Genomic DNA, 22513 nt, shown 5'->3' with positions numbered 1-22513 from the left:
TATGCCGATTCAGATTTTACCCGCTCGGCTGGCTAACCAGATTGCAGCGGGTGAAGTTGTTGAACGCCCCGCATCGGTAGTCAAAGAGCTTGTTGAAAATAGTATAGATGCCGGTGCCACTCGAATTGATATTGATATCGAAAAAGGTGGTAGCCGGTTAATTCGTATTCGTGATAATGGTAAAGGGATTGCTAAGGATGAACTTGGCTTAGCCCTAAGTCGCCATGCCACGTCAAAAATAGCCTCACTTGATGATCTTGAAGCCATTGTAAGCTTAGGGTTTCGTGGTGAAGCACTCGCGAGTATCAGTTCAGTTTCACGCCTCACCTTAACCTCCCGTACTGAAGACCAAACAGAAGCATGGTCAGCCTATGCTGAAGGTCGTGATATGGAGGTTCAATTAAAGCCAGCCGCTCACCCCGTTGGTACGACACTGGAAGTGTTAGATCTATTTTTTAATACACCAGCGCGGCGTAAGTTTTTACGGACAGAAAAAACAGAATTCACCCATATTGATGAACTGATTAAACGCATTGCTTTAAGCCGCTTTGATGTTGCAATAACATTGCGTCATAACGGTAAACTGGTGCGTCAGTATCGTATTGCGGATAATACATTACAACAAGAACGCCGTTTGGCCGTAGCTTGTGGGCCTGCCTTTTTACAACATGCATTAGTGGTTGAATTAGCACATGGCGATTTGAAATTATCGGGTTGGGTTTGTAGTCCGCAAGGCGCGCGTAGCCAAAATGATATTCAATATTGCTACGTTAATGGCCGCATGATGAAAGATAAATTAATCAATCATGCTATTCGACAAGCGTATGAATCGAGTTTACGCTCGGAGCAATATGCCGCTTATGTGTTGTATATTGAAGTTGATCCACATCAGGTCGATGTTAATGTCCATCCAGCTAAACATGAAGTGCGTTTCCATCAAGCACGCTTAGTACATGATTTTATTTATCAAACACTGCAAAGTGCATTACAACAAGCTGCAGATATTGAGGATGTCCATCAGTATCTGACACCAGTAAGAGCCAGTGCGCATGCACATACTGAAGTGATTACAGCTCCGATTGATCGCGTATCTCAAACCATTGCAGCGATGCCTGATTATCCCAACAAAGCTGACTCTGATAGTTGGTTGACGACTCAACCATCAATGACGACAGCCTCAGTATCGGCTACCAATCTTGATAGTAATGTGACACCTATTTCTACACCTAAAAAAACTTTATTAGTAAATTCAGTTAGTAAAGATACTCAACAAAGCTATAGTCAAAAGAGTAGTCCAACATTATCACCATCATCAACCACCGCTAAGCGCCAACAAGGTACGTCTGATCATTCCCCTTCTCGTCATTATGGTGAGCCAGGGCCAACGGCGGCAGAAGTTAACGCTTATCAACGGTTGATAACACCGGATAATTCAGACGTTACGCCGTTAATATCGACACGAAGTGCAGAACCGGAAGCATCGACTCGAATAGCTGAACCGCGACGTGAATGGGGGGCACCGAGTCAACCGATGGCAATAAAGCCGACTAAGCGTTCTCATGGTAACGAGGTTGGACTAGGAAAAGCGCTGGCAATTGTTGATGAGCAATTTCTATTGTTAAGCCAGCACCATCAGATAATGTTATTAAAATTATCGGTTGCAGAGCACTTACGTTATGTTGGGCAGTTGCAATTAGCAAAAACGGAAGGTTTAAAACCTCAGCCATTATTAATTCCATTGGCGGTGCCCGTTGAGGCGGAGTTAATGCAGTGCGCAGAGTTGCATGGACAACTACTTAAACAATTAGGGATCCAACTGAAAGCCAAAGGGCGCAATAGCATTATTATTCTGTCAGTTTGTATGCCACTAAGGCAACAAAACTTACAACAGTTAATCCCAAATTTGTTAACCTATCTTCATACCGTGAGTGATGATCCTGATGCTCAAGGATGGGATAACCTTTTATTCTGGCTCGCTAAGCAATGTTATATGTCAGTAACAAACTACACTTTAGCACAAGCGATTCAGTTAATTACCGAATTAGAGCAGCTATGGGGAGATCAATTAATGACATTTAATACACAACTTGTTCGCCCTGTTGATATGCAAGCAGCGATAGAAGCATTTAAGTAATTTATGACTAAGCCACAAGTTATGACTAAGCCACAACCACAAGCAATTTTTTTAATGGGCCCGACAGCGTCAGGTAAAACTGATCTAGCGATTCGGTTACGAGAACAGTTACCTGTTGAGTTGATAAGTGTCGATTCAGCCCTTATTTATAAAGGAATGGATATTGGCACTGCGAAACCAGATGCGCATGAATTGGCACTAGCACCGCACCGTTTAATCGATATTCGTGATCCAGCGCAAAGTTATTCTGCTGCAGACTTTCGTACGGATGCACTAAAAGAAATGGCTGATATAGTGGCTGCGGGGCGGATTCCTTTGTTGGTCGGTGGTACTATGTTGTACTACAAGGCATTATTGGAAGGTTTGTCACCATTACCAGCGGCAGATAATGCTGTGCGCGCTGGTATAGAAAGTGATGCTGAGACTCGAGGGTGGCAAGCTCTGCATGATGAATTAGTGCAAATTGATCCTGTTGCAGGTGCCAGGATCCATCCTAATGATCCACAGCGATTGTCTCGTGCATTGGAAGTGTTTCGCATTTCAGGTAAAACACTAACTGAGTTAACGAAAACTCAAGGTGAATCGTTACCTTACAAGGTTCACCAGTTTGCAATTACGCCCACGGATAGGGCTGTACTGCATCATCGTATTGAGCTTCGGTTCAAAAAAATGATCGAAGCAGGGTTTGAGCAGGAAGTACGGGCATTGTATGACCGTGGTGATCTTCACCTTGAACTTCCTTCTATTCGCTGCGTTGGTTATCGACAGATGTGGGAATATTTGGACGGGAAACATGACATAGATGAAGCGGTCTTCCGTGGTATCTGTGCTACTCGTCAATTGGCAAAGCGTCAAATCACTTGGCTTCGTGGCTGGAAAGATTTGACTTGGTTGGATAGTAGTGATGTTGATAGCGCGTTACAAACCGTCACAAACTCAGTTAGATGTGATGTTTAATTAACGTGTATACTCTGAACTGCTTTGCGTATTTTTAGTTTTTGTTCGTTGCTAATACAACTACAAACAAATAAGGAAAAGAAATAATGGCTAAGGGGCAATCTCTGCAAGACCCGTTTTTGAATGCGCTGCGTCGTGAAAGAATCCCGGTCTCTATTTACCTGGTAAACGGTATCAAACTACAAGGCCAAATTGAATCATTTGATCAATTTGTCATTCTACTTAAAAACACCGTCAACCAGATGGTTTATAAGCATGCTATTTCAACTGTTGTACCCGCTCGTCCGGTGAATCATCATCAGACGGGTGATCGTCCAGCAGGAAGTGATCGTCCAGAAAAAACAGAAGAGTAAAATTATTTTCAAATAAGGAGCTGATTACTTGTTTGACCGTTATGAAGCTGGTGAGCAGGCTATTCTTGTTCATATTAACTTCACTCAAGATGAGGAATGGGAAGATCTTAGCGAATTTGAAATGCTAGTATCTTCCGCTGGTGTTAATGCGCTGCACGTGGTTACGGGCAGTCGTAAAACACCACTTCCTAAATATTATGTCGGTGAAGGTAAAGCACAAGAAATAGCTGATGCCGTAAGCGCTGTTGATGCAGATATTATTATTTTCAATCATGCATTGTCACCTGCACAAGAACGAAACTTAGAGCAGCTTTGTCAATGTCGCGTGATTGATCGTACCGGGTTAATTCTCGATATCTTCGCTCAACGAGCACGTACCCATGAGGGTAAATTGCAAGTTGAATTAGCACAATTACGTCATCTATCAACCCGATTAATTCGTGGTTGGACTCACCTTGAGCGACAAAAAGGTGGTATTGGTCTTCGCGGGCCAGGTGAAACTCAGTTAGAAACCGATCGACGTTTATTACGTGAACGTATTAAAACTATTTTGCGTCGTTTAGATAAAGTCGCTAAACAACGTGATCAGGGGCGTCGAGCGCGAAACAGAGCAGAAATCCCAACGGTGTCATTAGTTGGGTATACCAATGCGGGTAAATCAACATTATTCAATCGTATTACCGATGCTGGGGTATATGCAGCCGATCAGCTGTTTGCTACCTTAGATCCAACATTACGTAAGATTGAAGTTGCAGATGTCGGTGCAGCGATACTTGCAGATACTGTTGGTTTTATTCGTCATTTACCCCACGATTTAGTGGCTGCGTTTAAAGCAACATTAAAAGAAACACAAGAAGCAGATCTATTGCTTCATGTGGTTGATGCCAGTGATGATCGCTTTCGTGAAAACATTGAGGCGGTAGATACCGTTCTTGATGAAATCGATGCCGGCGATGTTCCTGTTTTACAGGTTATGAATAAAATTGATAACTTGGATAATGCACAACCACGAATTGAGTGTGACGAAGAGGGTTTACCTCGACGAGTTTGGGTATCAGCCATGGAAGGGCAAGGCATTGACTTGTTATTCCAAGCCTTAACAGAACGCCTTGCAGGAACGATGATAAAACACAGCTTGCGTCTACCGCCTGAAATGATTGGACGGTTACGCAGCAAGTTTTATCAGATGGGATGTATTGTGCAAGAAGAGTATGAATCAGATGGCTGTTTAATGATTGATATTCGCTTACCGATGGCAGAATGGTCGCGGTTACAAAAAAGAGAAAGTACTTCGTTAGATGACTACATCGTTGCTTAATGGATTGCTGAGTAATAAAAACTGTCGTCATATCACATTGATGGAGTTCTATAATGGCGTGGAATGAGCCTGGTAACAACGGCGGCCGTGATGATAAAGACCCTTGGGGTAATAAAAATCATGGTGGACGTGAACAAGGACCACCTGATCTGGATGAAGTTTTCTCAAAACTGAGTCGTAAGGTTGGTGGTGTGTTTGGTAGTAAAAAAGGACCAACAGGCAGCGGTAGCGCTGTAGGTTTGGGTGCTGTTGCAGTTTTAGCTGTGGCTGTATGGGGATTTTCAGGCTTTTACACCGTAAGTGAAGCAGAGCAAGGTGTTGTGCTGCGCTTTGGTAAGTTTGATCAAATCGTCAAGCCTGGTTTGAACTGGAAGCCGACTTTTATTGATGAAGTCATCCCAGTTAACGTACAAGCAATTCGTTCGCTACGAGCTTCTGGCTTAATGCTAACCAAAGACGAAAACGTACTGAAAGTTGAGATGGATGTTCAATACCGTGTTGATAACGCTGAGAAGTATTTATTCAGTGTGACCAATGCTGATGATAGTTTGCGTCAAGCAACAGATTCTGCACTGCGTGCGGTTATCGGTGATTCAACCATGGATCAAGCGTTAACAACAGGCCGTCAGACTATTCGTGCGAATACTCAAGCTGCAATCAATAAAATTATTGCAAAATATGACATGGGTATCCGTGTTGTGGACGTTAACTTCCAAAGTGCGCGTCCACCAGAGGCTGTAAAAGATGCCTTTGATGATGCTATTGCGGCACGTGAAGATGAAGAACGTTATGTTCGTGAAGCAGAAGCTTATAGTAACGACATTTTGCCAAAAGCAACCGGTCGTGCTGAGCGTCTGAAGAATGAAGCAGAAGGTTATTCTGAGCGTGTTATTAATGGTGCTTTAGGTGATGTTGCACAGTTTGATAAGCTGTTGCCTCAATATGAAGCGGCTAAGAAAGTAACCCGTGAACGTATGTATCTTGATACGATGGAACGTGTTTACAGCAATACCAGCAAGGTGTTAATTGATACTAAGTCTGGTGGTAATAACGTGATGTATTTACCGCTAGAGAAATTAATGAATCAATCAAATAACCAAGCGAAAAAGCCGGCAGATTCTAGCCGATTAAGTGGTATTGAATTGGAAAAAGTGGAAACACCGACACCAGTCGCTCCAACACCACGCGCTGATACTGGCCGTCAAGGGAGATATTAATTATGCGTAAGTTAATCATCCCAGTAGTTGTGATTTTTATTGCACTATTATTGATGTCTATGTTTGTCGTGAAAGAGGGTGAGCGCGGTATCGTGGTGCGTTTCGGTCGTATTCTTAAAGATAACAATACCGAAATTGCACGTATTTACGAACCTGGTTTGCACTTTAAAGTCCCTGTATTTGACCGTGTGCACGATCTTGATGCACGAATTCAAACCATGGACGACCAAGCTGACCGTTTCTTAACTGCTGAGAAAAAAGACGTTATCATTGATACTTACGTAAAGTGGCGTATTAAAGATTTCGGTAAATATTACTTAGCAACAGGTGGTGGTAACACATCAACTGCAGAATCACTGTTGAAGCGTAAAGTTGTTGATAGCTTACGTGCCGAAATTGGTGCGAAAGAGATCAAGCAAATTGTATCTGGAGAAGACAGCATTTCAACACCAGCGACACCGTCTGATATTGCCCAAACGAAAGCGGCTAAAGCTGCTCTAGCGGTAATTGAAGGTGTGGTACCGGTGAAGAAAGTTGAAGGACAACGTGATCAAATCATGGCTGATGTACTTGAAGAAACGCGCGAAAGTGCGAAAGATTTAGGTATTGAAGTAGTTGATTTCCGTATTAAGAAAATCAACTTACCTGATGAAATCAGTGAGTCTATCTATCGTCGTATGCGTGCTGAGCGCGAGTCAGTGGCACGTAGCTACCGTTCTCAAGGCCGTCAACGTGCTGAAGAGCTTCGTGCTCGTTCAGAACTTGAAGTGGCAACAGTTTTGGCTGACGCAAAGCGTAAAGCACAAGTTGTACGCGGTGACGCAGATGCACAAGCGGCTGAGATTTATGCGAAAGCATATAATCAAGATCCTGAGTTTTACAGCTTCTGGCGTTCTTTGAAGGCATATGAAAATAGCTTTAATTCGAAAAACGACATTCTTGTTGTTGATCCGAATAATGAGTTCTTTAAATACATGAACCATTCAGAGCTATCAGCAAAGTAAGCTCGCTTTCATAACAGCGCAATCGTTATAATAAAAGACAAGGCCTTCGCCTTGTCTTTTTTTTTGGATGAAATATATGATGAATACCGTTTTGTTAGCTATTGGTTTAGTGTTAGTTGTTGAAGGGTTAGGGCCATTATTTTCCCCTCACGGATGGCGGAATATGGTCAGTCAATTAAGCCAACAAGACGATAATACATTGCGTCGCATAGGTGGATGTTTGGTGGTGGCTGGCAGTGTTATTGCGTATATGATGTATTTGAGAATGTAGAAAAATAGCCATAAAAAACAGATAAAGCTTATCAAAGATGAAATGTATTAAGCCAAAAATGACTGCAAGCGGGCGGTTAAGGTGCTAGAATCCTTTTTTAACTACGATAGATGAAGAAAGATGGCAAATAATGTAGTCGTTCTTGGCACCCAATGGGGTGACGAAGGTAAAGGTAAGATTGTTGACCTGCTGACCGAAGATGCAAAATATGTAGTTCGCTACCAAGGCGGACACAACGCCGGTCACACCCTAGTTATTGACGGTGAGAAAACTGTTCTTCACCTGATCCCATCAGGTATCCTACGTGACAATGTTAAATGCATCATCGGTAATGGTGTTGTACTTTCTCCTGATGCACTAATGAATGAGATGGGTCCACTAGAAGCTCGTGGTATTCCTGTTCGTGAGCGTCTGTTCCTATCAGAAGCTTGTCCACTAATTCTTCCTTATCATATTGCTCTTGACCAAGCTCGCGAAGCGGCTCGTGGTAAAAAAGCAATTGGTACAACAGGTCGTGGTATCGGTCCTGCTTATGAAGATAAAGTTGCTCGTCGCGGTCTTCGCGTTGGTGATTTATTCGATAAAGCGGCTTTTGCTGAAAAGCTAAAAGAAGTAATGGCATACCATAACTTCCAGCTTGAGAACTACTACCACGCTGAACCTGTAAGCTACGAAGAAGTACTAGAAAAAGTACTTTCTCAAGCTGATCTATTAACATCAATGGTTATCGATGTAACGAAAGAACTTGATGATGCGCGTCTACGTGGCGACAAGATCATGTTTGAAGGTGCACAAGGTACACTGCTTGATATCGATCACGGTACTTACCCATACGTAACCTCTTCTAACACAACCGCTGGTGGTGTTGCTGCAGGTTCTGGTTTTGGTCCTCGTCACTTAGGTTACATCCTAGGTATCGCGAAAGCATACTGTACACGTGTTGGTGCAGGTCCTTTCCCGACTGAACTATATGATGGTCTAGAAAAGCAAGATCCTATCGGTAAACACCTAGGTACTGTTGGCCATGAGTTTGGTGCAACAACAGGTCGCCTACGTCGTACTGGTTGGTTCGATGCTGTCGCTATGCGTCGTGCGGTACAAATCAACTCTATCTCTGGTTTCTGTCTAACTAAATTAGACGTACTAGATGGTCTAGAAGAGCTGAAAATCTGTACTGGTTACAAAACTAAGTCTGGCGAACTTCTAGAAGTTTCTCCAATGGCGGCTGATGCGTACGAAGATCTAGAGCTAATCTACGAAACAATGCCTGGTTGGAGCGAAACAACATTTGGTGCTAAGACACTGGATGCGCTTCCACAAGCTGCACTTGATTACATCGCACGTATTGAAGAGCTAACAGGTGTGCCAATTGATATTATTTCAACTGGCCCTGATCGTAACGAAACGATCGTTAAAGTACATCCATACGGTGAATAATCACTGGCGATAACTTTAAGCAAAAAAACCAGCTTTCGAGCTGGTTTTTTTATAGCTAAAATTTGGTGTTAGGTGACATCAGCCATGATTAAAGTTTCGTTTTACCTTGCCGATAGAGAACTATTCGACGTGCGAGGAATGTAAATGAAACACTTACTGATGACCGTTGCTCTTGGGCTAGTAACACCCGCCTATGCCCTTGCTGTTGTGGGAGAAGCGGTGCCTATTTACACTGAAGATCAACTTAGCGTGTGGTTTACGACAAACCAGCACTTGCGCCAAGTAAAAGCTGATGATTGTCAGTTAGTACAAGACATTCAAGCCCGTGCGGAAAAAACGGAATCACCGACCTATCAATTTCTTTACGGCGATATGTTAGCGTGGGGCGTGTGTGTGCCAAAAGATGTTGAACAAGGTGTGTATTATATGCGTGCTGCTGCTCAACAAGGTGTGCCTGTTGCGTTAGAACAATTAGGGCGTTATTACGCTCAAGGTGTTATTTTGCAACAAGATAAACAGCGCGCTATTCCTTATTTACGAGAGGCTGCTGCTCTTGGGAATATTCGTGCTCGCATTCAATTAGCCCAATTATTGATTGCTGATAATGGCAGCCCGTTAGATTTTGAAGATGCGTACCGATGGTTATATCAAACTGTGACCACCGATAAATACCAGCACCAACAATTACGCCGATTACGGCACCAACTAGAACAAAAGATGCCAGCTAATATTATTGCGCGCGCTAAACGACGTTCATCTTTTTGGTAGTTATGGGTATAGATTTCAATAAAAACAGCACCTTATTAGGTGCTGTTTTTAATTGAGGCGCTGTAATTATGCGGACGGTAATTAAAAATATTACAGTACTTTATGCGGCCCAAAACATTCATAGTGAATGCGATCGCTAGTTACACCCAGTTCAATTAACTGTTTAGCGATAAATTGCATAAAGCCAACTGGACCACAGCAATAAAAATGCATTTCAGGATCTGAAATTTGAGTAGCAATTTTATCAAGCTCGATCAAGCCTTGGTAATCATAATCTTCTACTTGACGATCGCCACTCGTTGGCGCGTTGTACCATGTTAATGCTGAAATATGCGAATGTTGATTTGCCAGTGTTTTTACATGATCTTTATAAGCGTGTTGCTGACCATTTTCTGTTGCGTGTAACCAATTCACTGGCGCTTGATGTTGGGTCAGTGTTTCAAGCATGGCGAGCATTGGCGTTAAACCCACACCCGCTGAAATTAACGTTACGGGGGTTTGTGGATTAACATCCAAGAAAAAATCACCAGCAGGAGCTACTAGTTTGATCTTATCGCCAACATTAATTTTATCGTGAAGGTAGTTTGATACCGTACCTTGGGTTTCGCGTTTTACAGAAATACGGTAATGATTGCTATTAGGTGCTGACGATAAGCTGTATTGACGAATTTCTTGGTTCGCTAATTCTTGTGCATTGATATAAATGCCAAGATATTGCCCTGGTTTGTAAGTCGCAACTTGACCGCCATCTGTCGGTGTAAAAGTAAAGCTGGTGATTAATTCACTGTTAGGCTGCTTACTTGTTACCACAAATTCACGCGTGCCACGCCAGCCACCGACTTTATCATCGCTTTCTTGATAGATTTCTTGTTCACGATTAATAAAGACATTAGCTAATACCCCGTAAGCCTCTCCCCATGCGTCTAATACTTCTTGGCCGGGGGCTAATAATTCATCAATAGTGGCTAATAGATGATGACCTACAATCTGATATTGATCGGCTGTAATTAAAAAACTGGTATGTTTTTGAGCTATTTTTTCGACGGCAGGTAAGAGTACTGCTAAGTTATCAATATTATTAGCATAAGCACAGATAGCGTTAAATAATGCTTGCTGTTGGCTTGATGGAGTGTTTTTATCTGGGCCTTGTTGATGGCTCATATTAAAAATATCTTTAAGTTCAGGGTTATGTTGAAACATACGCTGATAAAAATGTTGAGTAACGGCAGGGCCTGCCGCTGCAATCACAGGTGCGGTCGATTTTACGATATCAATGGTTTTTTGAGTGAGCATGACTTTCTCTTTTGTAAGTTGTATTTATAATATATGTTATAAGTTGTATCTGATCTGTATCTTTTAGTCAAGAACAAGATTAAAATAGCAACAGGAGGAGTGAATGTGCAGTTAACCAGTTTTACCGATTATGGCCTACGAGCCTTGATATACCTTGCCAACTTGCCTGAAGGTGAGTTAACAAGTATCACAAAAGTAACCGACACCTATGGCGTGTCGCGCAACCACATGGTCAAAATTATTAATAAATTGGGCCAATTAGGTTATGTAGAAACCGTACGCGGAAAAAATGGTGGTATTCGATTAGGAATGCCTGCGGGAAATATTGTATTAGGGCATGTAGTAAGGGCGATAGAACCGTTACAAATCGTCAATTGTGCGCCTGATTTTTGTAATATTACTCCGGCATGTCAGTTAAAGGGGATCCTTGCTGATGCGCGTAATGCTTTTTTAAATGAGCTAGATAAGTACACATTATTGACTTTGGTAGATAATAATCCACCATTGCGTGTCTTATTGGGATTGCCTGCAGAACACTAAGATCATCCAACGATAATGGTCTAGCATCACACTACTCTCTATTATTTAAGTGGAATAGGTATTTATTGCCTGTTCCCATCTGTTCACCTAAGAGCTGGGTATACTTAAAGTATGGCTGGCCAACAGGAACTGTTTATGTCTAAAGGTACTACCGATTTACCGGTTGATCCTTTTCGCGAACGCGAAGCATCTAATTACGAAAATCCTATTCCAAGCCGTGAATTACTACTTGATGTAATTCGTGGTTTTAGTACACCCGTTAGTCGCGACCAGTTATTTACTGCGTTAAAACTTGAAGGTGATGATCACTATGAAGGCCTACGTCGTCGCTTACGTGCTATGGAACGTGATGGCCAATTAATTTTTACGCGTCGTCAGTGCTATGCATTGCCTGAACGTTTAGATTTAATTAAAGGGTACGTTATTGGCCACCGTGATGGTTTTGGCTTCTTACGTCCAGAAGGTACTTTCAGTAAAGATACTGATTTATTATTACCCGCTCACCAAATGCGCAGTGTGATCCATGGTGACTACATTTTGGCACAAGCCGAAGGCGAAGATAAACGTGGCCGTCGTGAAGGCCGTGTAGTGCGTGTATTAGCTGAGTCAACGACTCAAATTGTAGGCCGTTTCTTCCTTGAAGATGGCATGGGCTATGTCGTACCTGATGATTCTCGTATTGCGCAAGATATCATTATTCCACAAGACGTTCGCCAAGGTGCCCGTATGGGTAATGTCGTGGTGGTTGAGATTAATCAGCGTGCCACTCGCCAACATAATGCGGTCGGCCGTATTGTTGAAGTACTGGGTGAAAACATGGCACCGGGTATGGAGATCGAAATCGCCCTGCGTACTCATGATATTCCCCATGTGTGGCCATCAGAAGTCGACAATCAAATTAAGCACCTGACTGAAGAAGTGCCAGAAGAAGCGAAGCTTGGCCGTGTCGATTTACGTCAATTACCCTTGGTAACTATTGATGGTGAAGATGCACGTGACTTTGATGATGCGGTTCATTGTCAGCGTAATCCTGATGGTGGCTGGCGTTTATGGGTCGCGATTGCCGATGTCAGTTATTACGTGCGTTCTAAATCAGCATTGGATAACGAAGCCCTAAAACGTGGTAACTCGGTTTACTTTCCAGCCCAAGTTATTCCAATGCTACCTGAAGTGCTTTCAAATGGTCTGTGTTCACTGAACCCGCAAGTCGATCGCTTGTGTATGGTGTGTGAAATGACCGTTTCTGAGAGCGGTAAGCTGACGGGTTATAAGCATTATGAAGCGGTAATGAATTCACATGCGCGTTTAACTTACACTAAAGTAAGTAACATGCTGGAAGGTGACGAAGAATTACGTCAACGTTACGCGCCTTTAGTACCGCATCTTGAAGAACTTTACAGCATGTTTAAAGCGCTGAAAGTGGCGCGTGAAGCGCGTGGTGCGATTGAATTTGAAACCGTTGAAACTAAGTTTGTCTTCAATGCTGATCGTAAGATCGAGAACATCGTACCGCTAGTGCGTAATGAAGCACATAAAATCATCGAAGAATGTATGATTTTAGCCAATATCGCTTCAGCACAATTTGTTGAAAGTGCCAAAGAGCCTGCGTTATACCGTGTTCACGACACTCCAGGTGAAGAACGTTTACAAGGTTTCCGTGATTTCTTGGGCGAGCTAAGCCTAGAGTTAGGCGGTGGTTTAGAGCCAAGCCCGAAAGATTACGCAGCATTAGCGAATTTAATTCAAGATCGTAATGATCGTGAATTAATTCAAACCATGCTATTACGCTCTATGAAACAAGCGATCTATCAAGCAGATAATATTGGTCACTTTGGTTTAGCCCTAAGCCAATATGCTCACTTTACGTCGCCAATTCGTCGTTATCCTGACTTAACCTTGCACCGCGCCATTAAATTCTTAATTGCTAAGCAAGCCGGCAATACTAAGAACGATACGCCAACCGGTGGTCATCATTATTCATTTGATGAAATTGATGTGATTGGTGAGCAGTGTTCTACCACTGAACGTCGTGCTGATGACGCTACTCGTGATGTGTCTGATTGGCTCAAGTGTGAGTACATGCAAGATCATCTTGGCGATGAGTTTGAAGGTGTGATTGCTAACGTTACTGGTTTTGGTTTCTTTGTCCGTCTTAATGAACTTAACATTGATGGCTTAGTGCATATCTCAAACCTAGCTAACGACTACTACCAGTTTGATCCTGTGGGTCAACGTTTAGTAGGCGATAGCTCAGGCGTTATTTATCGTTTAGGTGATACGGTTCAGGTCAAAGTGGCGGCTATTAACTTAAATGATCGTCAATTAGATTTTGATATTGTTGGCGCTGAGCGTAAACAACGTGGTGCGGGTAAAACTGCCAAAGGGCGTGAGAAAAAGCAACGCATGCGCAAAGCTGAAGGCCTTAAACGTCAGGGAATGCCTGCATTTAAAGTTGAAAATGGCGAAGCGGTAGCCGATGAATCACGTTCTAAAAATAAACGTGAGCGTTCTTCTGTACGCAAAAAGTTAAAAGAAGGCGCGATTCCAGCTGCTGATGCTAAAGATGCTAAAAAGAAAAAGCCAAGAAATAAAAAACCACGTAAGTTAACGGATGAAAAGCCGCTGACTGATCCAAAAAAGAAACCCAAAGTTCGCAAGAAGAAAAAGCAACGTGCGGGTAAATCTGAACGTGCAGCAAAGAAGAGTTAATCCATGAGTAATGATATGATTTTTGGCATCCATGCCGTTAAAGCCGTGCTTGCATCTGATCCGGTACGTTTTATTGAAGTATTCGTACTTAAAGGACGTGAAGATGATCGTTTACTGCCGCTAATTACTGAGTTGCAAGACTTAGGTATTACGATTCAAGAGGCGGGCCGTAAAGCATTAGACGACAAAGTTGATGGTGCTTCTCATCAAGGTATTATTGCGCGTGTACGTCCGGGTAAGCAATATAACGAAAACAACCTTGAAGACTTATTAGCAACCAAAGAAAATCCGTTACTGCTGATTTTAGATGGTGTGACAGATCCTCATAACCTTGGTGCGTGTTTGCGTAACGCTGATGCTGCTGGTGCTGTGGCTGTGATTGTGCCCAAAGATCGCTCGGCACAGTTAAATGCGACCGCAAGTAAAGTGGCTTGTGGTGCGGCTGAAATTATGCCGTTAGTGCGTGTCACTAACCTTGCTCGTACTATGCGTGCGCTACAAGATAAAGGCGTATGGATTGTGGGTACAGCAGGTGAAGCGACTCATGACATTTACCACAGTAAACTCACAGGGCCATTGGCGATTGTGATGGGCGCTGAAGGTGAAGGTATGCGTCGTTTAACGCGTGAAACCTGTGATGATTTGATTAAGATTCCAATGGCGGGATCAGTATCGAGTTTGAACGTATCTGTAGCGACTGGTATCTGTTTATTTGAAGCTGTACGTCAACGCGGATAATGCGTGATTAAGCGCGAATAACTGCATAATTATTTAAACCCATTCAGCACTTACTGGATGGGTTTTTTATTATGGATTGGTATGAAAAATGAGCATTAAACAAGGCTGTTACTAAGCAATAGACGTGATCTGCTGAGGTTAGGGTTCATTTCATTGAAAAACGGCGAGTGGTGATAAAATAAGCTTGCCTAGATTGATCATTCTCTGTACTATCCGTCATCCAAATTCTCGGTTCTTTTTTTTAGTTCCTTGCTTCCCCAGGATAACCGAGCCGACAAGGGAAGCTGAATAATCCGTAAGGAGCAACCTATGCGTCATTACGAAATCGTATTCATGGTGCACCCTGATCAAAGCGAGCAAGTTGCTGGCATGATCGAGCGTTACACTGCTGCTATCAAAGATTCTGGTGGTCAAATTCACCGTCTAGAAGATTGGGGCCGCCGTCAAATGGCTTACCCAATTAACAAATTGCACAAAGCACATTACGTTCTTATGAACGTAGAAGCTAAGCAAGATGTTGTTGACGAGCTTGAGTCAAACTTCCGCTTCAACGACGCAGTGATCCGTAACATGATCATGCGTACTAAACACGCTGTTACTGAGCCATCTCCTATGATGAAGGCTAAAGAAGAGCGTTTTACTAAGCGTGAAGATCGTGCTGAAGCACAATCTGAAGGCGAAGCAGCTGCTGAGTAATTTGTCTTAATGACTAATCGTCTGGTGTTGACTGGCACTATTGCCAAGCATCCCAAACGAAGCCAATCCCCGGCAGGCATACCTCATTGTCACTTTGTGCTTGAGCATCGCTCTGTGCAGCGGGAAGCTGATTTACCACGTCAAATATATTGTTATATTAACGTGGTAATCAGTGGTAAAGGTCAACAAGTACTCACTCAAGATTTAGTTGTCGGAAGCAATATTAAGGTGGAGGGATTTATCTCTTACCAAACCGGCCGTAATGGTATCGGGAAATTAGTTTTGCATGCCGATCACATTGACTTAATTTAGATCAGGAGATAGCCCATGGCTCGTTTCTTCCGTCGTCGTAAATTCTGCCGTTTTACAGCAGAAGGCGTACAAGAGATTGACTACAAAGACGTAGCAACTCTAAAAAACTACATCACTGAAGCTGGTAAGATTGTACCTAGCCGTATCACTGGTACTCGCGCTAAATACCAGCGTCAGCTAGCTCGCGCTATCAAGCGTTCTCGTTACCTAGCACTTCTACCGTACACAGATAAGCATCTGTAAGCGGCAGTCGTTTTTAGAACTTTATAGAGGACAAGATAATGCAAGTTATTCTACTTGATAAAATCGCTAACCTAGGTGGCCTTGGCGACCAGGTTAACGTTAAAGCGGGCTATGCTCGTAACTTCCTTATCCCACAAGCTAAGGCAGTTATGGCGACTAAAGCGAACGTTGAAATGTTCGACGCACGTCGTGCAGAGCTAGAAGCTAAAGTTGCTGAGCAACACGCTGCTGCTCAAGCACGTGCTGAAGCACTTAACGTACTTGAAGGTGTAGTTATTGCATCTAAAGCTGGTGACGAAGGTAAACTATTCGGCTCAATCGGTACTCGTGACATCGCTGATGCAGTTTCTGCAGCTGGCGTTGCACTTGTTAAGAGTGAAGTACGTCTACCTGAAGGTGCACTACGTACGACTGGCGAATTTGAAGTTAGCGTTCAGCTAAGCTCAGACGTATTCGCAACTGTTAAACTAAACGTTGTTGCTGCAGAGTAATCGCTTTTAGCTTTAATAGTAAAAAACCAGCCTTCGGGCTGGTTTTTTTATGTCTGTCGTTTAGCTTTTGATGTTTTATAGTGTGTAAATCAATGACACTGTAGTGGTGCTATCGGAATTTTGCATGCCTTCAGGTACCCAAGAATAAGACGTTTGCGTGTAGCCTAAGTTTAAGGCGATATTATCAGTGATCGCATTAGTGGCATTTAACGTGCTTTCTAAAGTGGTGTTACTACGCCCTGAAATGACGTTAAATTTCGCACTGAGTGTAAGCGTTTTTAATGGCTTCCACTGAATATCGATAGTGCTTTGCAGTACCATTTCATTAACGACTTCTTGTTTAACAATACTGTCGCTTTTAATTTCATCAAGATTTGGATCTTGGTGACGAAAGCCAGGACCTATATCCACTAAAGTTTGAAAGGTCTCATAGCTAAATAATCGATAACCGATACCGGTTGAAAAGATCGAGTCTGCGTAATAAGGCCCATAGCGGTCATCTATATAACTACCATTACCATAAAAATAGTAGCCATCACGAATCATTCGTTTTGACTTTAAGCTCACTGACATCTTACGTTTGTCTTCTTCACCGTCTTTTTTTGCCATAATGAACTTGGCATCACCGTTAGTTTGATAGCGGCCTTTGGTGTAAGTTAGCGCAACATTACCATTTAATGTTTGGGAGTCAGAGTTGCCAGAAAGAGATTGATAACCTAAGCCGATAGTACTGGTTAGCGGCGATGGTTCATTCGGTGCTTTAGGCGTTGATTCTTCACTGGCATTAGCTGCGGTAGTGGCAAGCAAAAGTAATGTGAGTATATATCTTGCCAAAAGTCCTCCGCTGGCAGGGTAGTTTGAATATCAGAATATTGATGCCGCATTCTAGCGTAAATTTGTCAGCTTTTGGTTAGGAATCGTCGTCATACTTTTCGTAAAACTAAAAAGGAGGATAATTGTTAGACTGGGAAGTGATCAATCATAATCGTTTATAGCTACGCAGACGGAGGGGATAGGTTATACTGTCGAGCTCCGTTCTTGGTTTTGGTAAATGCACAGTTGTTATGACAGATAATCGTAAATCGAAACAATTAAAAGATAATCAAATGGACGCCCTTAAAATGCCACCCCATTCGCTTGAAGCTGAGCAATCAGTGCTAGGCGGCTTGATGTTGGATAATGAGCGTTGGGATACTGTTGCTGAAAAAGTGGTTGCTAAAGACTTTTACAGCCGTCCTCATCGGATTATTTTTGAGGCAACCGCAGCCTTATTGGAAGGTGGACAGCCACTTGATTTGATCACGCTGTCTGAACATCTTGAGCGTTCGGATAAACTTGATGATGTAGGCGGTTTTGCTTACCTTGCTGAATTGGCTAAAAACACCCCTTCTGCCGCAAATATTTTAGCGTATGCTGATATTGTTCGTGAGCGAGCCTTGATCCGTGACATGATTGGCGTGGCTAACGAAATAGCCGATGCGGGTTATGATCCTCAAGGGCGTACCAGTGAAGATTTGCTGGATATGGCCGAAAGTAAAGTTTTTGCGATTGCCGAACAACGTACTAATGATAAAGAAGGCCCGCAAAACGTCGATACTATTTTAGAGCGTACGCTTGAACGTATCGAGTTGCTATACCAATCACCACAAGATGGTGTAACAGGTGTATCAACCGGCTTTACTGATTTAAATAAGAAGACCGCGGGTTTGCAGGGGTCTGATTTGATTATTGTTGCTGCGCGTCCATCGATGGGTAAAACCACCTTTGCGATGAACTTATGTGAAAACGCCGCCATGGATCAAGAAAAACCGGTGTTGATTTTCTCACTAGAGATGCCTGCCGAACAGATCATGATGCGTATGTTGGCATCATTATCTCGCGTTGACCAAACTAAAATCCGTACCGGACAATTGGACGATGAAGATTGGGCGCGTATATCATCAACAATGGGTATTCTGATGCAAAAGAAGAATATGTTCATTGATGATAGTTCCGGCTTAACACCGACAGAAGTACGTTCACGTGCGCGTCGTATTGCGCGTGATAATGGTGGTCTTAGTATGATCATGATCGACTACCTTCAGTTGATGCGTGTGCCAGGACTACAAGAAAACCGTACGTTAGAAATTGCCGAAATTTCACGCTCGCTTAAAGCATTAGCGAAAGAATTAAATGTGCCTGTTGTTGCCCTCTCTCAGCTTAACCGTTCGTTAGAGCAACGGGCAGATAAGCGTCCTGTAAACTCTGATTTGCGTGAATCTGGCGCCATCGAGCAGGATGCTGACTTAATCATGTTTATATACCGTGATGAGGTTTATCACGAAGACAGTGCCCTCAAAGGGATCGCTGAAATCATCTTAGGTAAACAACGTAATGGTCCAATTGGTACTGTGCGTTTAACGTTCCAAGGCCAGTTCTCTCGCTTTGATAACTATGCTGGTCCTGCCTTTGATGAAGAGTAAGCCTTAAAAATTATTTAGGATATTGGATGAAAGCTGCAACTGCACATATTGATACCCAAGCTTTGGCACATAATCTGAGTCAAATCCGCCTGCAGGCACCAAACAGTAAAATTCTGGCGGTTGTTAAAGCCAATGCATACGGACATGGGTTGCTAGATGTGGCGACAAGCCTTATCGATGTTGATGCTTATGGTGTGGCGCGTATAGAAGAAGCCTTAATACTACGTGCTGGTGGTGTAGTAAAACCGATTCTATTATTAGAAGGTTTTTATGCGTCAACGGATCTTCCAGTATTGGTAACCAATAATATCCATACCGTGGTGCACTCGATTGAACAGCTGGAAGCGCTTGAGCAAGCCGAGTTAGATGCACCTGTACGAGTATGGGTGAAAATAGACACAGGTATGCACCGCTTGGGATTACGCCCTGAGCAAGTGCCTGAGTTTATGCAGCGTTTAAATGACTGCGATAATGTTGCTAAACCATTACGTTTTATTAGTCATTTTGGTAATGCTGATAATCTAGAGAGTGATATTACCGTAAATCAAATTGCGTGTTTTTCAACGCTGACTCAACCTTATCAAGGTGAACGTTCATTAGCCGCGTCGGCGGGTATTTTAGCGTGGCCTGATAGTCACTTTGAATGGATTCGTCCTGGCATTATTATGTATGGCGTATCGCCATTTGATGAATTAGAGCGTGCAGCATCAAACTATAACTTACAACCTGTTATGACGTTAACATCGAGCTTAATTGCCGTACGTGATGTTAAAAAAGGCGAACAAGTTGGTTATGGTGGTATTTGGACTTGCGAACGTGATACCAAGATGGGCGTTATTGCCATCGGTTATGGCGACGGTTATCCCCGCTGTGCCCCCAATGGAACCCCTGTTGTTGTCAATGGGCGTATCGTTCCAACTGCAGGCCGCGTTTCAATGGATATGCTAACTGTAGATTTAGGACCGAATGCGACCGATAAAGTTGGCGATGAAGCGATTTTGTGGGGTAAAGGTTTACCGGTTGAAGTTGTCGCTCAATATACGGGTGTGATCGCGTATGAGTTAATGACTAAGTTAACGCCTCGAGTCGCAATGACTTATTCATAATAAAAAATGAAATGTAAGCAGACATGGCCGCGATTTTAGTTCGCGGCTTTTTTTTTCCATTTGTTATTATTCACCTTGTACTGTAATAACGATTCGCCGTGAGCCTCCATGATCTCGGTGTTCACCTAAGTAGATCCCCTGCCATATACCTAAAGCCAGTTGACCATCAGTGATGGGAATGGTGACACTATTGCCTAGTAATGCGGTTTTAATGTGCGCAGGCATATCATCATCACCTTCATAGGTGTGTTGATAAAAAGGGGCGCGTTCGGGGACACTATGATTAAAATGAGCCTCCATATCATCGCGAACCGTTGGATCGGCATTTTCATTAATGGTTAAGCTGGCTGATGTATGTTGAATAAAACAATGCACGATCCCAACCTTTAATGATTGAATTATTGCCAAATTTTGCTCTATCTCGGTGGTTATTAGATGAAAACCACGCGCTCTCGGGGTAAGATGAATCGTTTTTTGATACCACATAGCTATTTACCTATTGGTGAAACCTTTTAATTTAATTAACGATTACCATTATCATCTTGCTTATAAATACAGGTATGATGCATCATACTTTCGTGACCTGACGCAATGACGATCGTACGATGTTAACGTCATAATTGGTTGTAGCTGAAGCATTATTAGAGACCTAGTCATTTAGGGTCAATAGCATAGATCGAGGATCTTTCGAAGGCGGTATGATTCGAGGGATGAACATAACAAAATCAGGAACATTACTATGTTAAAGAACATCAATCCAACGCAAACTAAAGCGTGGCAAGCACTGACTGCCCATTTTGAACAAGCTCAAGATTTTGAATTAAGCGATTTATTTGCTAATGATAGCGAGCGTTTTGCCAAATTTTCTGCTCAGTTTGGTTCTGATATTTTATTAGATTACTCTAAGAACCTGATCACTGAAGAAACTTTGACTAAGTTGTTTGCATTAGCAAAAGAAACTGAGCTTGATGCTGCCATTGCGGATATGTTCAACGGTGTGAAAATCAACCGTACTGAAGATCGTGCTGTACTCCATGTTGCGTTACGTAATCGCAGCAATACGCCAATCATTGTTGATGGCGAAGATGTTATGCCTGCCGTTAATGCCGTATTAGCAAAGATGGAAAGCTTCACTAACCGTATTGTAAGTGGTGAGTGGAAAGGTTACACCGGCAAAGAAATTACCGATGTTGTTAATATCGGTATCGGTGGTTCAGATCTTGGCCCTTACATGGTGTCAGAAGCATTAGCTGCGTACAAAACACGCCTAAACATGCACTTTGTTTCTAACGTTGATGCGACACACATTGTTGAAACATTAAAAGACTTAAACCCTGAAACAACGTTGTTCCTTATTGCATCTAAAACCTTTACTACCCAAGAAACTATGACTAACGCATTGTCTGCGCGTGATTGGTTCTTAGCAATGGCGGAAGATAAAGCACACGTTGCAAAACACTTTGCAGCGCTTTCTACTAATGCAGAATCTGTGGCTGAATTTGGTATTGATACTGATAACATGTTTGAGTTCTGGGATTGGGTTGGTGGTCGTTATTCACTATGGTCAGCGATTGGTCTTTCTATTAGCTTGGCAGTAGGTTTTGATAACTTTGTTAAGTTATTAGAAGGTGGTCATGCAATGGATAACCATTTTGCAACCGCGCCACTAGAGCAAAAATTACCTGTAATTCTAGCCTTAATTGGTATTTGGTATAACAACTTCCATGGCGCAGAAACTGAAGCAATTCTACCTTACGATCAATACATGCACCGTTTCCCTGCTTACTTCCAACAAGGTAACATGGAATCAAACGGTAAATATGTTGACCGTGGTGGCAAGCCTGTGGATTACCAAACTGGTCCTATCATTTGGGGTGAGCCAGGAACGAATGGTCAACATGCGTTCTATCAACTTATTCACCAAGGTACGAAGTTAATTCCATGTGACTTTATTGCACCTGCTATTAGCCACAATCCACTGGGTGATCATCATCCCAAATTAATGGCTAACTTCTTCGCGCAAACTGAAGCATTAGCATTTGGTAAGAGCCGTGAGACAGTAGAAGCTGAATTTGTGGCTGCCGGTAAATCACAAGCAGAAATCGATGAGCTTGCTGAATTTAAAGTGTTTGAAGGTAATCGTCCAACAAACTCAATTCTGCTTAAAGAAATTACGCCATACACATTAGGTGCATTAATTGCATTGTATGAGCATAAAATCTTTACCCAAGGTGTTATTTGGAACATCTTCAGCTTTGACCAGTGGGGTGTAGAACTTGGTAAGCAATTGGCTAACCAAATTTTACCAGAGCTAAACAGCAATGAAGGTGTTGTAAGCCACGATAGCTCAACGAATGGTTTAATTAATGCTTTTAAACAATGGCGTGCATAATGCCTCTTATTGGTTAATGTAATTAACCGATAAAATAAAACGCCGCAGTCGTTATGATTGCGGCGTTTTTTA

Annotated in this window: 22 protein-coding genes; 19 read left to right on the top strand and 3 right to left on the bottom strand. The window is 42.7% G+C overall.

What is annotated here, in order from left to right:
- The first annotated feature begins 1 nt into the window (after nt 1).
- The 9 genes from mutL to motX all read left to right on the top strand — a co-directional run bounded on the left by mutL (nt 2) and on the right by motX (nt 9459).
- On the top strand, nt 2-2134 hold the full coding sequence (gene mutL, locus CZ809_RS16555; RefSeq protein WP_080158669.1) for a DNA mismatch repair endonuclease MutL: 2133 nt from the start codon (nt 2-4) through the stop codon (nt 2132-2134).
- A 21-nt stretch (nt 2135-2155) separates the two neighbouring features.
- Complete coding sequence (miaA, locus tag CZ809_RS16550) at nt 2156-3091, top strand: tRNA (adenosine(37)-N6)-dimethylallyltransferase MiaA (protein ID WP_080158721.1); 936 nt, start codon at nt 2156-2158, stop codon at nt 3089-3091.
- Nucleotides 3092-3177: 86 nt separating this feature from the next.
- Nucleotides 3178-3444, top strand: a complete 267-nt coding sequence (gene hfq, locus CZ809_RS16545; protein WP_080158668.1) for an RNA chaperone Hfq — start codon at nt 3178-3180, stop codon at nt 3442-3444.
- A gap of 28 nt (nt 3445-3472) precedes the next feature.
- Nucleotides 3473-4762 carry a ribosome rescue GTPase HflX gene (gene hflX, locus CZ809_RS16540; RefSeq protein WP_080158667.1) on the top strand — a complete coding sequence of 430 codons (1290 nt, stop codon included), beginning with the start codon at nt 3473-3475 and terminating at the stop codon, nt 4760-4762.
- Between the two features lie 53 nt (nt 4763-4815).
- Complete coding sequence (gene hflK / locus CZ809_RS16535) at nt 4816-5979, top strand: FtsH protease activity modulator HflK (protein WP_080158666.1); 1164 nt, start codon at nt 4816-4818, stop codon at nt 5977-5979.
- 2 nt (nt 5980-5981) lie between these two features.
- Nucleotides 5982-6983 carry a protease modulator HflC gene (hflC, locus tag CZ809_RS16530; RefSeq protein ID WP_080158665.1) on the top strand — a complete coding sequence of 334 codons (1002 nt, stop codon included), beginning with the start codon at nt 5982-5984 and terminating at the stop codon, nt 6981-6983.
- Between the two features lie 76 nt (nt 6984-7059).
- A complete protein-coding gene (locus CZ809_RS16525) occupies nt 7060-7254 on the top strand; it encodes a DUF2065 domain-containing protein (protein WP_080158664.1) in 195 nt (64 codons plus the stop codon).
- Between the two features lie 120 nt (nt 7255-7374).
- Nucleotides 7375-8691: an adenylosuccinate synthase gene (locus CZ809_RS16520; RefSeq protein WP_080158663.1), complete on the top strand. Its 1317-nt coding sequence runs from the start codon at nt 7375-7377 to the stop codon at nt 8689-8691.
- Between the two features lie 144 nt (nt 8692-8835).
- Entirely contained in the window at nt 8836-9459 is a 624-nt protein-coding gene (motX, locus tag CZ809_RS16515; RefSeq protein ID WP_080158662.1) for a flagellar protein MotX, read from the top strand.
- 90 nt (nt 9460-9549) lie between these two features.
- On the opposite strand, the gene hmpA is transcribed toward motX, so the two are convergent.
- Nucleotides 9550-10752 (bottom strand): NO-inducible flavohemoprotein, encoded by a 1203-nt coding sequence (hmpA, locus tag CZ809_RS16510; RefSeq protein WP_080158661.1) that lies wholly within the window; start codon nt 10750-10752, stop codon nt 9550-9552.
- A gap of 105 nt (nt 10753-10857) precedes the next feature.
- Between hmpA and nsrR the strand changes: the two genes are divergently transcribed.
- From nsrR to rplI, 7 genes are all read left to right on the top strand, one after another.
- On the top strand, nt 10858-11292 hold the full coding sequence (gene nsrR / locus CZ809_RS16505) for a nitric oxide-sensing transcriptional repressor NsrR (RefSeq protein ID WP_080158660.1): 435 nt from the start codon (nt 10858-10860) through the stop codon (nt 11290-11292).
- 135 nt (nt 11293-11427) lie between these two features.
- On the top strand, nt 11428-14001 hold the full coding sequence (gene rnr / locus CZ809_RS16500) for a ribonuclease R (RefSeq protein ID WP_080158659.1): 2574 nt from the start codon (nt 11428-11430) through the stop codon (nt 13999-14001).
- Nucleotides 14002-14004: 3 nt separating this feature from the next.
- Entirely contained in the window at nt 14005-14739 is a 735-nt protein-coding gene (gene rlmB / locus CZ809_RS16495; RefSeq protein WP_080158658.1) for a 23S rRNA (guanosine(2251)-2'-O)-methyltransferase RlmB, read from the top strand.
- 309 nt (nt 14740-15048) lie between these two features.
- Nucleotides 15049-15435 (top strand): 30S ribosomal protein S6, encoded by a 387-nt coding sequence (rpsF, locus tag CZ809_RS16490; RefSeq protein WP_045038396.1) that lies wholly within the window; start codon nt 15049-15051, stop codon nt 15433-15435.
- A gap of 9 nt (nt 15436-15444) precedes the next feature.
- On the top strand, nt 15445-15747 hold the full coding sequence (gene priB / locus CZ809_RS16485; protein ID WP_036788812.1) for a primosomal replication protein N: 303 nt from the start codon (nt 15445-15447) through the stop codon (nt 15745-15747).
- 15 nt (nt 15748-15762) lie between these two features.
- A complete protein-coding gene (gene rpsR / locus CZ809_RS16480; RefSeq protein ID WP_005421136.1) occupies nt 15763-15990 on the top strand; it encodes a 30S ribosomal protein S18 in 228 nt (75 codons plus the stop codon).
- 38 nt (nt 15991-16028) lie between these two features.
- Nucleotides 16029-16481: a 50S ribosomal protein L9 gene (gene rplI, locus CZ809_RS16475; protein WP_080158657.1), complete on the top strand. Its 453-nt coding sequence runs from the start codon at nt 16029-16031 to the stop codon at nt 16479-16481.
- A gap of 75 nt (nt 16482-16556) precedes the next feature.
- Here rplI and CZ809_RS16470 read toward each other — a convergent pair whose 3' ends face one another.
- Nucleotides 16557-17315, bottom strand: coding sequence for a DUF481 domain-containing protein (locus tag CZ809_RS16470; protein ID WP_080158656.1), 759 nt, complete (start codon nt 17313-17315; stop codon nt 16557-16559).
- 230 nt (nt 17316-17545) lie between these two features.
- Between CZ809_RS16470 and CZ809_RS16465 the strand changes: the two genes are divergently transcribed.
- Both CZ809_RS16465 and alr read left to right on the top strand, forming a co-directional pair.
- A complete protein-coding gene (locus CZ809_RS16465) occupies nt 17546-18943 on the top strand; it encodes a replicative DNA helicase (protein WP_080158655.1) in 1398 nt (465 codons plus the stop codon).
- A 26-nt stretch (nt 18944-18969) separates the two neighbouring features.
- Nucleotides 18970-20049, top strand: a complete 1080-nt coding sequence (gene alr / locus CZ809_RS16460) for an alanine racemase (RefSeq protein WP_080158654.1) — start codon at nt 18970-18972, stop codon at nt 20047-20049.
- A 66-nt stretch (nt 20050-20115) separates the two neighbouring features.
- Here alr and CZ809_RS16455 read toward each other — a convergent pair whose 3' ends face one another.
- Nucleotides 20116-20535 (bottom strand): secondary thiamine-phosphate synthase enzyme YjbQ, encoded by a 420-nt coding sequence (locus tag CZ809_RS16455; protein WP_080158653.1) that lies wholly within the window; start codon nt 20533-20535, stop codon nt 20116-20118.
- Between the two features lie 253 nt (nt 20536-20788).
- On the opposite strand from CZ809_RS16455, the gene pgi reads away from it, so the two are divergent.
- Complete coding sequence (pgi, locus tag CZ809_RS16450; RefSeq protein ID WP_080158652.1) at nt 20789-22441, top strand: glucose-6-phosphate isomerase; 1653 nt, start codon at nt 20789-20791, stop codon at nt 22439-22441.
- Nucleotides 22442-22513: the final 72 nt, after the last annotated feature.

Source organism: Photobacterium piscicola, assembly GCF_900166965.1.
GTDB classification, from domain to species: Bacteria; Pseudomonadota; Gammaproteobacteria; order Enterobacterales; family Vibrionaceae; genus Photobacterium; species Photobacterium piscicola.
This window is presented reverse-complemented; position numbering and strand designations above follow the sequence as displayed.